This is a genomic window from Acinetobacter apis, from assembly GCF_900197575.1.
GTDB classification, from domain to species: domain Bacteria; phylum Pseudomonadota; class Gammaproteobacteria; order Pseudomonadales; family Moraxellaceae; genus Acinetobacter; species Acinetobacter apis.
Genome location: NZ_FZLN01000004.1, coordinates 99,248 through 113,558, shown reverse-complemented (window position 1 = coordinate 113,558; position 14,311 = coordinate 99,248). Strand labels below are relative to the sequence as shown.

General features: G+C 36.9%; 15 protein-coding genes and 1 pseudogene. 9 read left to right on the top strand and 7 right to left on the bottom strand.

The annotated features are described in order from the left end of the window. The 5 genes from CFY84_RS09950 to glnK all read right to left on the bottom strand — a co-directional run bounded on the left by CFY84_RS09950 (nucleotide 1) and on the right by glnK (nucleotide 4,749). Nucleotides 1-1,299, bottom strand: a complete 1,299-nt coding sequence (locus CFY84_RS09950; RefSeq protein ID WP_088824197.1) for a DNA adenine methylase — start codon at nucleotides 1,297-1,299, stop codon at nucleotides 1-3. Next, entirely contained in the window at nucleotides 1,296-2,387 is a 1,092-nt protein-coding gene (gene ribD, locus CFY84_RS09945) for a bifunctional diaminohydroxyphosphoribosylaminopyrimidine deaminase/5-amino-6-(5-phosphoribosylamino)uracil reductase RibD (RefSeq protein ID WP_088824196.1), read from the bottom strand. The genes CFY84_RS09950 and ribD overlap by 4 nt, the downstream gene beginning before the upstream one ends. Further along, entirely contained in the window at nucleotides 2,384-2,845 is a 462-nt protein-coding gene (gene nrdR / locus CFY84_RS09940) for a transcriptional regulator NrdR (RefSeq protein WP_088824195.1), read from the bottom strand. Before nrdR ends, ribD begins: the two co-directional genes overlap by 4 nt. A 114-nt stretch (nucleotides 2,846-2,959) precedes the next feature. Further along, nucleotides 2,960-4,351: an ammonium transporter gene (locus CFY84_RS09935; protein ID WP_088824240.1), complete on the bottom strand. Its 1,392-nt coding sequence runs from the start codon at nucleotides 4,349-4,351 to the stop codon at nucleotides 2,960-2,962. Nucleotides 4,352-4,410: 59 nt separating this feature from the next. Next, complete coding sequence (glnK, locus tag CFY84_RS09930; protein ID WP_088824194.1) at nucleotides 4,411-4,749, bottom strand: P-II family nitrogen regulator; 339 nt, start codon at nucleotides 4,747-4,749, stop codon at nucleotides 4,411-4,413. A 482-nt stretch (nucleotides 4,750-5,231) separates the two neighbouring features. Here glnK and CFY84_RS09925 point away from each other — a divergent pair, with 482 nt between their 5' ends. Together CFY84_RS09925 and CFY84_RS09920 are read left to right on the top strand one after the other, a co-directional pair. Beyond that, on the top strand, nucleotides 5,232-6,092 hold the full coding sequence (locus CFY84_RS09925) for a YifB family Mg chelatase-like AAA ATPase (RefSeq protein WP_088824193.1): 861 nt from the start codon (nucleotides 5,232-5,234) through the stop codon (nucleotides 6,090-6,092). A 105-nt stretch (nucleotides 6,093-6,197) separates the two neighbouring features. After that, on the top strand, nucleotides 6,198-8,003 hold the full coding sequence (locus CFY84_RS09920) for a hypothetical protein (protein ID WP_088824192.1): 1,806 nt from the start codon (nucleotides 6,198-6,200) through the stop codon (nucleotides 8,001-8,003). A 74-nt stretch (nucleotides 8,004-8,077) separates the two neighbouring features. Here CFY84_RS09920 and cadR read toward each other — a convergent pair whose 3' ends face one another. Further along, the gene (gene cadR / locus CFY84_RS09915; RefSeq protein ID WP_088824191.1) at nucleotides 8,078-8,470 is read right to left on the bottom strand and encodes a Cd(II)/Pb(II)-responsive transcriptional regulator; all 393 of its coding nucleotides are present in this window, start codon (nucleotides 8,468-8,470) and stop codon (nucleotides 8,078-8,080) included. Nucleotides 8,471-8,555: 85 nt separating this feature from the next. On the opposite strand from cadR, the gene CFY84_RS09910 reads away from it, so the two are divergent. From CFY84_RS09910 to CFY84_RS09890, 5 genes and pseudogenes are all read left to right on the top strand, one after another. After that, the gene (locus CFY84_RS09910) at nucleotides 8,556-9,857 is read left to right on the top strand and encodes a cation transporter (protein ID WP_088824190.1); all 1,302 of its coding nucleotides are present in this window, start codon (nucleotides 8,556-8,558) and stop codon (nucleotides 9,855-9,857) included. Nucleotides 9,858-9,868: 11 nt separating this feature from the next. Further along, on the top strand, nucleotides 9,869-10,126 hold the full coding sequence (locus CFY84_RS09905; protein WP_088824189.1) for a FeoA family protein: 258 nt from the start codon (nucleotides 9,869-9,871) through the stop codon (nucleotides 10,124-10,126). Further along, nucleotides 10,116-11,954, top strand: coding sequence for a ferrous iron transporter B (gene feoB / locus CFY84_RS09900; protein ID WP_088824188.1), 1,839 nt, complete (start codon nucleotides 10,116-10,118; stop codon nucleotides 11,952-11,954). Before CFY84_RS09905 ends, feoB begins: the two co-directional genes overlap by 11 nt. Before the next feature lie 51 nt (nucleotides 11,955-12,005). After that, nucleotides 12,006-12,590 (top strand): signal peptidase II, encoded by a 585-nt coding sequence (gene lspA, locus CFY84_RS09895; protein WP_088824187.1) that lies wholly within the window; start codon nucleotides 12,006-12,008, stop codon nucleotides 12,588-12,590. Nucleotides 12,591-12,646: 56 nt separating this feature from the next. Next, nucleotides 12,647-12,994, top strand: a pseudogene (locus tag CFY84_RS09890) (MFS transporter); the annotation flags it as partial. A gap of 2 nt (nucleotides 12,995-12,996) precedes the next feature. Here CFY84_RS09890 and arsC read toward each other — a convergent pair. Next, a complete protein-coding gene (gene arsC / locus CFY84_RS09885) occupies nucleotides 12,997-13,425 on the bottom strand; it encodes an arsenate reductase (glutaredoxin) (RefSeq protein WP_088824186.1) in 429 nt (142 codons plus the stop codon). Between the two features lie 82 nt (nucleotides 13,426-13,507). Between arsC and CFY84_RS09880 the strand changes: the two genes are divergently transcribed. Together CFY84_RS09880 and CFY84_RS09875 are read left to right on the top strand one after the other, a co-directional pair. Beyond that, nucleotides 13,508-13,831 carry a metalloregulator ArsR/SmtB family transcription factor gene (locus CFY84_RS09880; protein WP_088824185.1) on the top strand — a complete coding sequence of 108 codons (324 nt, stop codon included), beginning with the start codon at nucleotides 13,508-13,510 and terminating at the stop codon, nucleotides 13,829-13,831. Between the two features lie 5 nt (nucleotides 13,832-13,836). Next, nucleotides 13,837-14,310, top strand: coding sequence for an arsenate reductase ArsC (locus tag CFY84_RS09875; protein ID WP_088824184.1), 474 nt, complete (start codon nucleotides 13,837-13,839; stop codon nucleotides 14,308-14,310). Nucleotide 14,311: the final 1 nt, after the last annotated feature.

Below are 14,311 nucleotides of genomic sequence, written 5' to 3'. Positions count from 1 at the left end.
TTACCAAAGCGCCAATTGTGAACTGACACTTGATGTATCCACACCACCGAGTTCAGCATAATGGTATAGCTGTCCCAACAATTGACCAAGTGCAGGGCCTGATTTGGCGTGTGTATCTGTAATCACGATAAACTCAAGCACACGAGCACGTTCAGATTGACGCTGTTTACTGACTCGATAACGAGGCACATCTTGTGTAACCAACATCACTTTACCACGTGTCAAATTGGCTTTTAATAAGTCAGTAGCAGAAATATTTCCATCGGTAGAATAGCTGGTCAGGATATAGCGTGCATTGACTGTTGCAAGCAACTTTTCATAAGCTTCTTTGGCATATTTCGATGAATTATATAAACTCGGACGCTCTTTGCGCCATGCACGATCAATCCCGCTTTTATAGCCTTTGGTATCTGGTGATGGTAAGTTTAATTGATCCCATAGCGTCAATGAATTGAGTACATGATAATTGCTGCTATAAGCATGTTGATTATAAGGTGGATCTAAATAGGCTACATCGACTTCAAAGTGCGCCATTTGATTGGCCAAGTGTTGTGCATCTACACACCACATTTCTGCAGCGGGCTGATTCACTACACCTTGATCACAGAATCGGCTAGGGGCAAGCCAAAGTAAGGATTCAATGCGCTCCAATGCCGTTTGTGTTTTTCCGCCCCAACCATGGTGAAAGCTTTTAAATACACCACTCGTGTTGCTGACAAAACTGGCTGAATACAATAAAGGAGCCAATAATGCGCTCATCTCAACATGATCAATCGCGCCTTCCGCCTGCCAAGCTGCAATTTGCTGACGTATCGCATCAATTCGCATGCCATTTTTTCGTTTGAAGAACAAGCGATCTGTGATTGGGTCATAGTGTTCATCATCTTTTGGGCATAAATGCTGAGTTACCCATCCATTCACTAAAGGCAAATGATTTAAATGATCAATCGCCTGCTGATAACCACCTAGTTGTTTAAATGCTGGAGCTTCAACACATGACAACACCGCATTATTTAAAGCATGACTATATGGTTCCCAATCATTGGCAATCACACGATACCCATTTTGCCGTGCCAAACGAGAAACCACGCCACTGCCTGCAAAAAAGTCTGCAAAAATAGGTGCAGGTGCAGTTTTATTTTCGGTGGTCATGGTGCCTGTCATCTCTAATGCTTCAAGGATTAAATGTAACAGACGGCGTTTGTTGCCTAAATAAGGCACCAACTGATGAAATAAATACTCATCTGTGGTTCGGGCGGCATGTCGGCGTTTATGATATACCGTGCTTTCTACAGTCATAGATCCCCATTGGTCGGCACTAAACGCAATCTTAAATCATGCCCTAGTTGCACTGATTCTAGCAATTGAAAACGGTGTTGCTGTGCAAGCGTTGAAAAGTCCGCTTGGAACATGGGACGTGCTAATTGTCCTAACAATGTCGGTGCGATGTAATGAATCATCTCATCGACCAAACCTGCTTGTAAAAATGCAGTCGCTAAGGTTGCTCCAGCTTCGACCAAAATATCGTAAATATGGTGGTCTGCTGCCAAAGTTGTTAATAAAGTATCTAAGGGCTGTACCGGCAACTGTGTCACGCCCAATTGTTTTAAATCTTCACGTTCAGGCGTCATTACAATCACCTGATCAGGCTGTTGTAAAATCTTTGCTGTTAAAGGCAGCCGCCCTTGACGGTCTAAAATGATACGTTTAGGTTGGACAACGGTTGTAATATCTATATTTGGTAATTGTCTTACATTCAATTGGCAGTCATCTGCAAGTACTGTCGCAATTCCTGTCATCACAGCGCCCGAAATGGCTCTAAAATGTTGTACATCTTGGCGTGCATTTGGGCCTGTAATCCATTTTGACTCACCTGAAGCCATTGCGGTTCGACCATCTAAACTTGATGCGACTTTTAACCGTACATAGGGTTGCCCTGTGGCCATTTTTTTGAGAAAGCCTTGATTCAGCACAGATGCTTGTTCAGCACATAAGCCTGTTTCAACCACAATACCTGCCGCTTCCAATAAAGCAACCCCTTTACCGCCTACCAAAGGATTAGGATCTGAATTGGCAACAATGACTTTTTCCACTTTGGCACGAACCAATGCATGAGCACAGGGTGGTGTTTTACCATAGTGTGCGCAAGGCTCTAAAGTGACATATGCTGTTGCACCTTCGGCATGTTCACCTGCCATCTGTAATGCAAATACTTCAGCATGAGGCTGCCCTGCCCGTGGATGAAAGCCTGTTCCAATCACCTGCCCATCTTTTACAATCACACAGCCGACATTCGGATTAGGTTTGGTGCTATAAATTCCTTTTTTTGCCAACTCAATGGCGTCCAACATAAAACGCTGATCTTGTTGTGTAAATTTTTGATTCATTTTGGACTCGTATTTTGCATTTGTTCGATTTGTTTTCTAAATGCTTCAACATCCTGAAAATCTTGATATACCGATGCGAAGCGTACATAAGCCACATGGTCTAATAAAAATAATGCTTGCATGACAATCTCACCAATTTTTAACGAGCTTACATCTCGTTCTCCTAAACGGCGAATTGTTTGTTGAATATCATGTAATACTGCTTCAATTTGTTCTTGCATCACAGGACGCTTTTGTAAGGCATGCATTAATGAACGTTTGAGCTTTGCTTCATCAAAAGGTTCATTTTTTCCATTGGACTTGATGACGCGTGGCATCACCACTTCATAGGTTTCAAATGTTGTGAAACGCTCACCACAGCTTGTGCACTCACGGCGCCTACGTATTTGGCTGCCTGCTGCTGCCAATCTTGAATCAATAACTTTACTGTCGGGCACATTACAAAATGGACAATGCATGATGAATTCAATCAGCTCATTTATTTTTTTGTAGTGTATCAAAAAAGCATAAGATACTAAATGTTGTGTTTAAAATAAAAAAAGCCCCAAATATGGGGCTTTTAATAAACAATATTATTCGATTTTTTCGCCATGCTGACTTAAATCAAGCCCCATGCGCTCTTCATCTTGACTTACACGAATGCCAATCACAACATCAATAATTTTTAAGATGATAAATGTACATACAGCGCTATATGCAATCGTTGCTAACACACCTTCGACTTGAATCCATAACTGATGAACCATATCTGTTGGTGCTTTATCACCCATAATAAATGAGCTTGCAAATAGACCGGTGAGTACCGCTCCTGCAATACCGCCGACTGCATGTAAGCCAAAAGCATCTAATGAATCATCTGCTTTAAGCATGCGTTTTAATGTGCTAGTACCCCAGAAACAAACTACACCACCAATAAGCCCCATGATTAATGAACCGCCTACGGTCACAAAGCCCGCAGCTGGTGTAATAACCACTAAACCTGCAACTGCACCTGATGCAATACCTAAGATTGATGTTTTACCACGTGCAACTTTTTCTACCATTGCCCAAGAAATTGCAGCAGCAGCAGCAGCCACTTGTGTCGTAACTAAAGCATAGCCTGCAGCGCCATTTGCACCTAAAGCTGAACCACCATTAAAACCAAACCAGCCTACCCACAGTAAACTTGCGCCAATCACTGTTAGCGTTAAGTTATGTGGTGCCATAGATTCTTTGCCCAAACCTACGCGTTTACCTAACATATATGCTGCAACTAAACCTGCAACACCTGAGTTAATGTGAACAACTGTACCACCTGCGAAATCAAGTGCGCCGTCTTTACCTAACCAGCCGCCACCCCATACCCAGTGTGTAATCGGTGCATAAACGACAATCACCCAAATACTAATGAAGGCAACAAATGCACCAAATTTCATACGTTCAGCAATTGAACCACTGATAATTGCAACTGTAATGATTGCAAAAGTCATTTGGAAAATTACAAATAAAATTTCAGGAATTGTACCTTGCAATGTATCAAGACCAATGCCTGAAAGCATGACTTTACTAAAGCCACCAATAAATGCATTGCCACTATCAAATGCTAAAGTATAACCAACAGTGACCCAAACAATGCTGACAATTGCTGTTGCAATTAAGCTATGCCCCATGGTTGCAAGCACATTTTTCTTACGTACCATACCGCCGTAAAATAATGCTAAACCGGGAATGGTCATCATCAAAACCAATGCCGTTGAAATAAGGACCCAGGCAGTGTCGCCTGTGTCTAATTTTGCTGTTGCAGCAGCAGGTGCAACAGGTACTTCGGCAACAACAACAGCTGTTGTGGGTGCGCTAGATACCGTTTCGGTGACACTGACGGCAGCGGTAGATTCAGCCGTTGAGCTCGCTGTATTTTCTGCCCAAACAGATGTTCCGCCTAACAACGCACTGGCTAATCCCAGCGCCATGATGACTTTTTTCATGACTTCCCAACCCATGTATTTTGCAAGTTAATCAGGTTATAGCAAGGTTTATGCCAAGCTTATACAGCATCAGGTCCAGTTTCACCTGTACGGATACGAATAACTTGCTCAAGGCTTGTCACAAAAATTTTACCATCACCAATTTTACCTGTGCTAGCAACACGTGTAATGGATTCAATGACTGCATCTAGCATTTCAGAGCTAATGGCAATTTCAATTTTTACTTTAGGCAAAAAATCCACAACATATTCAGCGCCACGATAAAGCTCTGTATGACCTTTTTGTCGTCCAAATCCCTTAACTTCAGTGACTGTGATCCCTTGCACACCGATTTCAGACAATGCTTCACGTACATCATCTAATTTAAATGGTTTTACAATTGCAGTTACGAGTTTCATATTTTATTTCCTTCGGCCAATTGCTTCACTATCATTGTTTTATGTTCAAATTCCGTGCCAAAACATAGATTTTACGCAGAAGACGTTCTTAAGCTGTCATTGATCATATGTATCAACATGATGGTTTTACAGCAAATAGTCTGATCTATCATTTCATCTAATTTTAAAAATATCATGATAACATGTGAAAAAACTAGCAAAGCTTTAGATATTTGTGACTTGGCATCTTGCATAAAAGCAACTCAATTTGATCATTGGTAGGATTCAAATCATCATTGATGTTAAATTTAAAAACTGCATGTTTAGGTTTTAACATGCGGTTAAACTCGCTTCACTGATTTAAATCACACCATACTGACACTTTAAATTGTTGCAGAATAAAAAACGCCCATATCGCAATACCTTACGCTAAGCCAGTTTGAATTCATCTTCATGCCTCATAAAGAGGCATGCTCTGCCAAATGCACTAAAATGGGGTTATTGTGTCAGTTTCAACCGTTTACACACGTGGTATTTCTGGACTAGATGCGCCTTTAATTGAAGTCGAAGTTCATTTAAGTCAAGGCTTACCTGCCTTAACCATTGTGGGTCTGGCTGAAACGGCAGTAAGAGAAAGTAAAGATCGTGTTCGATCTGCCATTATTAATAGTGGTTTTCAATTTCCAACCAAACGTATGACCATCAACTTGGCACCCGCAAATCTGCCCAAAGAAGGGACACGGCTTGATCTGCCAATTGCTATTGGTATTTTATTGGCATCAAAACAAATTCCTGCGTTTGACACCAAAGCCTATGAGTTTATAGGTGAGCTGTCTTTAGATGGTCGCTTACGCCAAGTCAGTCATACGCTTACTATTGGTCTTGCTTGTGAAGCAGCTCAGCACACCTTACTGCTTCCTGAAGAAAACAGCCAAGATGTACTGCCTTTATCTCAATTGAATGTCTATGGCGTCAATCATTTAAGCCAAATATATGATCATTTTGCAGGTAAACACACACTTCAAAAGCAACAACAACATCGAATTCAACCAAAGCCATCACAACCACAATTAGATTTGGCAGATATTAAAGGTCAGCTGCATGCCAAACGTGCTTTAGAAATTGCTGCTGCTGGCGGTCATTCTGTGCTTTTTCGCGGGCCACCTGGTACAGGGAAAACTTTATTATCATCACGATTACCAAGTATTCTTCCCCCTATCTGCCGTGATGAGAGTTTAGAGGTTGCCAATATTTACTCCATTGCCAACCAACCATATATTCTTGGCACACGTCCCTTTCGTGCGCCACATCACACCGCATCGGCTGTTGCATTGGTAGGAGGAGGCTGTCATTTACAAAAATAAAAGCTAGTTTACAAAAATAGAAGCTAGTCAAATATTAAAAAATAGACTATTAATAACTCATATTTACTTATTTTTAAAACAACCTTTATAAAGGTGTACTTTGATATGACATCTATTGACTCATTTCCTGATGATGAAATCGAACGAGTTGTCTACCTATATAGTTGCTTAAAGTTAAATACGAGTTCTGAATCTGACAATATATTAATTGAAGTTCTACTTGTTGAGCTTGATGCAGCGAACCCTAATCGTTTAAATGTATCTGAAAATTCTTACAATAAATATGATGTCACTTTTCGAGATTTGGACACAGTACAAATTGGCTCAGTATGGAAAGGACAAACACGAATAGAAGGAAGAAAATTCTCTTTTAATAACTGTCTTAAAACTGTTAATTTTGAGTTTGATTTTTCCATTAATAAACCAAAGATCATTAGATTTGATGCTAAAATCCCTGATTCAGATTCAAACGAATACTATTTATATAATGAAAAAATATTCATTCCTAAAAATAAATATAATGCAAATGTACCTTTTATATATTATCCATTTTTAATGAGTAAATATTGTATTTTAAAGTCAAATGATAATATCGAAGTAATTATAAGCTGTATTCATTCACTCCATGCTTTTTATATCCCTGCAAGAAAGGATATTAGAGGTCATATAATCAATGAAAATTATAGTATTTCACATATAGTTGATTTATTTCTAGATAAATATGAAATTCAGCATAATGAAAATGGTGATATATTATCAGTTGTGATGAAAAAAAATATTGTTAAAACCATTGGAAAAGCAGCGATCACATTATTAGCGAATCTAGCATTAAATAAAAACACCCAAGAAAAAGTGCTAAATATACGAAATTCGTTAAATGACATAAAACTCGATAAAACTGGAAAGCCATATCCATCTAGATTTCCTAGTGTAATTCCGCCACATTCAACAACAATGCGCTTAACTGCCGAAGGTATTTGGCTTGAAAATGGGAAACGATTTTTAATTACACACGTATTTATAGTTTCTCCTATTGCTGATTTTCCTATAGTGGCTCGTGCACCTATTACTCAATCAGATGAACAGGTGGAAACCATTGATAATGAAAAAATTCATCGAAAAGGTCGGAACAAAAAGAAGCGCAACAATACTCGTATCAACACCCAAGAAGACCCCTCTCATGAAAGAGGTGAAAATAGAAAACAGACTGATATTTTAGTGGACTTTACTGGCTTCGATATTGAGATCATTGAAGAAGTAATTGAAACTGAATCAAATACTCAATATATTGAAAGTAAAGAGAAAAATAAGAATAAAGATGAAGAATCATCGGGCAATCGTCATGGCAACAAAAAGAATAAGCCACAAAAATCTGAAAATTCAGAAAAAAAACCGAATAAACTAGATGTAGATGATCTTGCTCTTATATTTAGTAGTTTAAAAAGCATTGAAGCTGAAAAAGATTCTACTAAATTAACTAAAGTATCTTGCGTTGATGAAAAAGGAAATCTTTCAGACACCTTTTCACTTTTACAGATAAAACCAATCGTTAAATCCCCTATTCACAATACTTGGATTAATGATGACGTTGGAAGATCGCTCTTGTTTTTAAAGTTAGAGTTAGCAGATTTTCATGATCATCTTTACCTTATTGATATTAAGAAAAATAACAAAAATAATGAAGCATTTTGTTTTTTTCTATTTATGACCAAAGAGATGCTTAATGAAAAAAATATAACAATGATTTGTGAAGCAATAGAGGGAAAAAAAGGAACAAAAAAATGGTTTGATATTTGCAAGACCAACTTCAATCAAAAAAGAGCAATGAAGCACATGTATACTGTTCAATCTGATTGGATTGATAGTTTTAATAAAATATTCAATACTTTAATAAAAAAGAAAAAGTTGTAGATGAAATTTATACTCTTCATAATCCCCCTTTTGGAGCACATACGAATCCTTCACTAAATTAGTAGAGTTTTTAATCAAGCTAAATTTTTCAATACACCGCATTTATCAACTGTACATAGTCCATCACAGGTTTTTCTTATGTCTAACAATTGCTCTATAAGCCTTTGCTGATTTTTGATACTTTCTTGTACATCTTTGATATGAATATCAATTAACTCATTTATTTCTGAGCAGTTTTGATTAGGTATGTCTTTATAAGATAGTAATTTTTTAATTTCATTTAGATTCATATTTAATGAACGGCAATTAACAATAAATTTTAATCTATCAATATATTCTTCTGAATACATTCGATAATTTCCCTCAGTCCTTTCAGGCTGAGGAATTAGACCTTCTTTCTCATAAAATCTTATAGTTAATACAGAACAAGAAGTTCTCTCAGATAATTCACCAATTTTTAGAAACATTGAATTCAACCGGATATAGCTTGACTCTATAGTAGCTATAGGGATTTTAATATGCAATAAGTAAAAAAAGACAATAGGCACATCTATGAGTGGTTGCGGTTGTAACAAAGAAAGCTCATGCAATGGTACAAATTTAGAGTCTGATAAAGACTCTGAAACTAAATCTTGCACTGAATCAGATCAATCTGTAAAAAATGACAAAAAGTCTTGTTGCGGAAATGATACAGAGATTAAACCCAAAAATGCTACCGAAGTAGACACTTGTGGTAGCAACCAATCTTGTTCAACAAAACAACAAAATTGTTGTGATTCTGATACAAATGTTAGTTCAGAAAATCCTATTAAAAATAAAGATAATACGATATTTATAAGTGATTACATCATCCCTAAAATGGATTGTTCCGCAGAAGAACAGATGGTGAAAATGTCACTTGCTTCAGTGGGAAGTGTTACCAATTTAGTCTTTGATTTACCAAATCGTAACCTCAAGGTATTTCATGAAGGTAATGCTGATTTAATTACTTCAAAACTTGAAACACTTGGTTTTGGGGCAAAATTAAATTCTACAGCCCCCTATATTGATAATAACAGTGCAAAACATACTAGTACCTATACCATTCCTAAAATGGACTGTTCCGCAGAAGAACAAATGGTTCGGATGGCATTAGCACCGATAAGTGCAGTTAAAGCTTTATCTTTTGATCTTCCAAACAGAAAGTTACAAGTATTTCATACAGATGAACTTACAGAAATCACATCAAAGCTAGAAGCATTAGGTTTTGGAGCAAAACTGGAAAATACCATTGAAGCGACTGGTGCATTGCCTGATTCCCCTGATCCAACTAAACAAGCAAAAGTCTTAAAAATTCTTCTTGCCATCAATGCAGTGCTTTTCTTCATTGAATTTATTAGTGGAATTATTGCAGCTTCAACAGGGTTAATTGCAGATTCACTTGATATGTTTGCTGATGCTGCTGTTTACGGAATTGCGCTTTATGCTGTAGGTAAAGCAGCCAAGTATCAAGTAAAAGCAGCTCACTTCGCAGGTTGGATTCAGTTATTACTCGCTATAATTGTTATTGTTGACGTAATTAGACGTTTTGTTCTTGGCAGTGAACCTGAATCAAACCTAATGATTATTATAGGTTTTCTTGCTTTAATTGCTAATGTAACTTGCTTGTATCTGATCTCTGGGCACAAAGATGGTGGTGCTCACATGAAGGCAAGTTGGATTTTTTCAGCGAATGATGTAATTGTTAACATGGGAGTTATTCTTGCAGGTGTGCTTGTTGCTTGGACAGGCTCAGCTTACCCTGATTTAGTCATTGGTATCATCGTTTCACTATTCGTGCTTAACGGTGCTCGAAAAATTTTGGCTTTGAAATAGGATTATTAAATATGAACTTATTTCACGTAAAGCAAAATCAGTTTGTAAAAATTATTGATCTAAAAAATGGAGATCAATATGTTGACCGCAAAGACCCTGTACTAGAAAGGCTTGAATTATTGGGTTTTCGAGTAGGTGAATCTCTACAAGTCCTTGAAAAAGGACTATTCGGTGGTGATCCAATATTAGTTCAAATCGAAACGTCACGTTTTGCATTAAGAAAAAATGAAGCTGAACGAATTTTTGTAGAGATCACCAATGAACACTAAAAATATTGCACTAATTGGTAATCCAAATTGTGGTAAAACATCACTTTTTAATACACTGACAGGGACACGTCAAAAGGTTGCTAACTATGCAGGCGTAACCGTTGAACGAAAAGAAGGTTTTTTCAAATTGCCGTCAGGAGATTCAGTCAGAGTACTGGATTTGCCGGGGACTTATAGTTTAAAACCAAGCAGTTTAGATGAAGAAGTAACTAGAGCTGTTTGCTTTGGAGAGCTGAAAGGCGAAGTATTACCTGATATTTTTGTTTGTGTAGTTGATGCGACAAATCTTCAACTACATTTAAGCCTTGTACTAGAAGTCAGGGCTTTAAACAGACCTATGTTGCTCGTCTTAAATATGATGGATGAAGTTAAAAAGCGTGGTATTTCAATAGATGTTGCAAAATTATCTCAACTTTTAGGCGTTCCTGTTGTTGAATCTGTAGCTGTAAAAACAAAAGGAATTCAACAACTCTTAATTGAGTTGGATCAGAAAAATTTATTTGTTGCACCTTATCATTCAGAGCTTAGTCATTTTGATCAAATAAAATTTATTACCAAACAAGTTATTTTAAATAATGACAATGGTGATAAACGGACTGCATTTTTAGACAAAATATTTTTACATCCATTTTTTGGATTAGTAATTTTAACACTAACTATGTTCGTCATGTTTCAAGCCGTGTTCATTTGGGCGCAACCATTCATAGCATTTATTGAAGATTCTATTGCTTGGCTAGGTGGTGCAGTAGGACCTCTAATTTCTCACCCATTATTAAGAAGTTTAATCGTTGATGGAGTAATTGCAGGTGCAGGTAGTGTTCTCGCTTATATGCCTCAAATTCTGATTCTTTTCTTCTTTATTTTAATTTTAGAAGAATCAGGATATTTACCAAGAGCAGCGTTCTTGTTAGATAAACTGATGTCTAAAGCAGGTTTAAGTGGTCGTTCATTCATCCCTTTACTCTCAAGCTTTGCCTGTGCAATCCCTGGAATAATGGCAACGAGAAGCATAAGCTCGGAAAGAGATCGCTTAGCAACGATCATGATTGCACCATTAATGACGTGTTCTGCACGACTCCCTGTATATGCGCTACTAATAGCTGCATTTATACCGAATAAATTAGTATATGGATGGCTCAGCTTACAAGGTCTAGTCCTGTTTGGACTTTACATGTCGGGAATTGTTTCAGCACTATTAGTCTCATTATTTTTAAAATTAGTTCGAAAAGATAAAACTGAAAGTATTTTTATTTTTGAGTTACCGACTTATCGATTACCTGATATTAGAAATGTGGCTTTGGGTTTATATGATAGAGCAACTATTTTCTTGAAGAGAGTTGGTGGAATTATTGTTGCTTTATCAGTACTGTTATGGGTACTTGTGACATTTCCTCAACCGCCTGATCATGCGACTATGCCAGCCATTAATTATAGCCTTGCAGGGCAGTTAGGACATATTATCCATCCAATTTTTGCACCTATTGGTTTTACATGGGAAATATGCATTGCATTGATTCCTGCGATGGCAGCTAGAGAGGTTGTGATTGCAGCATTAGGTGTAATCTATGCCATGTCAGGTGATGAAGATACTGTTACACAAAGTTTACTCAGCCAAATTTCTGGTTCAGATGGTTGGGGGCTTGCTACAGGCTTATCACTATTGGTTTGGTTTATTTTTGCTCCACATTGCCTTGCAACACTAGCTACGATTAGAAGAGAAACTGGTAGTTGGAAACAACCAATGATAATGACAGTTTATCTTTTTTCATTGGCTTACCTTTTTGCTTTTATGACCTATCAAATAGTAAGTCGTTTAACTACTAATTAACGATGAGAAAGATTGAAATTAACATCATAAACAATGTCGAAGTGAGCAATGATGCCTAATATTTTGCAAATAAATTCAACCCAAAAAGATTTGTTTAAGTTTCATCCTCATAACCTACTTTGGCTTGGACTTTCCATTGTTGCCATTATTTTGGATCAATGGACTAAATGGATTGCTTTAACAAAAATCCATCATTTAGATTTACCTTGTCAAAATGGCATTGGAAAAATTTGTGCATATTCAAATTCTATTGAGGTCATTCCACATTTTTTAGATTGGACATTGGCATATAATCATGGCGCAGCTTTTAGCTTCTTATCTGATGCAAGTGGGTGGCAACGCTATTTTTTTATAGGTTTGGCAAGCATTGTTTCTTTGATTTTTATTTTTTGGTTAATGCGTTTGCCGAAGAAGTTAATCATTCTACCTATTGCTATTTCGCTAATTTTAGGTGGTGCGATTAGTAATTTAATTAATCGAATATTTTTTGGATATGTAATTGATTTCATAAATATTCACTATCATCTTTGGAGTTTTCCGATATTTAATTTAGCTGATGTATCAATTACTTTAGGGGCATTGTTTTTATTGATAGATACTTTTTTTCTTGGAAAGAAACATAGCACAACCATATAAATCTTGGGTGGTGTTCTAAAAAGTATACTCAGTTAAAAAGGTGGCATCGAGGTGCAAGTTGGTCTAGTCGTGTTGGTGTAGCTATCAGCCTATTTGGTATTATTTTTCTTTTTACAGATGGCTATGTTCTTGCCTTGCTTGGTTCAGCTTTGTATGGCGCAGGTAATGGTATTTTAACCATTATTCGAGGGACATTACCTTTAGCCTTATTCGGGCAAATTGGCTATGCCACTCGAATGGGCTTAATTGGCAGACCTGTCATGATTGCTCTTGCTTTTGGACCATTGATCTCAGCATATATACTTGAAAAGTGGGGAATCAATGTTTTATTGATCACGCTAATTTCTATGGCGATTATTGCTCTATTTGGCACATTAAAACTTCCCACTTATCAAGTTAAATGAAACTACTTCACTCGTTGAAGATTTTCATCAATGATCACTTCACCATCTTCTTTAGCAAAAGGGTTTAGTTGTGGTGTCGCAAGTATGTCTAGAACAATTTCCGAAGGTCTACATAGTTTCACACCCAACTCTGTAACAACAAATGGGCGATTGATCAAAATTGGATATTCAATCATAAAATCAAGTAATTGATCATCATTCCAATGGGTTTGTTCTAACTGTAAATTCTCGTATGGTTCTACATTCTTACGAATAGCTTCTCTTACTGATAATCCTGATTTATTAATTAAATCAATTAGTTCATTTTTACTAGGTGGGTTTTTTAGATATTCAATCACTTCAGGTTCTTGTCCTGAATTTTGAATTAATGCCAAAGTATTTCTTGAAGTCCCACAAGCAGGGTTGTGATAAATCTTAGTTTTTTGTGACATGAGATTTCTCTAAAGAAAAGGATATTGCATTTATATATGGATATGCGTATATTCGCAATAGTAAATATGTAGAGTATAAAAAATGGATCAAACAGATTTCTTTAAATGTCTTTCTGACCAAACTCGTTTAGACATTTTGAAGCTTGTTATTGAAAAACAGAACGTATGTGTCTGTGAACTCACTGAACAACTTGAACTTAGCCAACCTAAGATTTCTCGACATCTCGCACTGCTTAGAAATCTTTCAATTTTGCTTGATCAAAGACAAGGACAATGGGTGTATTACCGTTTGAATCCTAATCTTCCTGAATGGGCAAACTCTGTTTTAAATATCATCTCAAAACAAAATGACGAAATCATTAACGCAAAAGATGTTAATTCGTCAATCTCAATTCATTGTGAGTAATACCCATGAAATTCTTATTTTTATGTACAGGAAATAGCTGTCGTAGCATTCTTTCGGAAGTGCTATTCAATAGTCGTGCGCCCGAAGGTTGGAAAGCTTATAGCGCAGGGAGTAAACCAACAGGAACGGTTCACCCTTTAACGATAAAGACATTAGAAAATTTAGGTCTTTCAACAGAAGGACTTTCAAGTAAGACAGTTGATGATTGTGAACAATACAAACCTGATGTTGTTATTACTGTCTGTGATCAAGCTGCTCAGGAAGCTTGTCCATTGTATTTAGGTGGTGCAATTAAAGCGCATTGGGGGCTTGCTGACCCATCTCATTTAGATTTACCTGAAGATGAAAAGTTAAAAGCTTTCTTAGTGACTGTAGATCATATCAATAAGCGTTTGGATGCTTTATTTGCATTAGATGTAAATAAACTCACTCGTCCTGAACTTATTGCTGAAATCAATAAAATTTCAAATATCGAGTAAG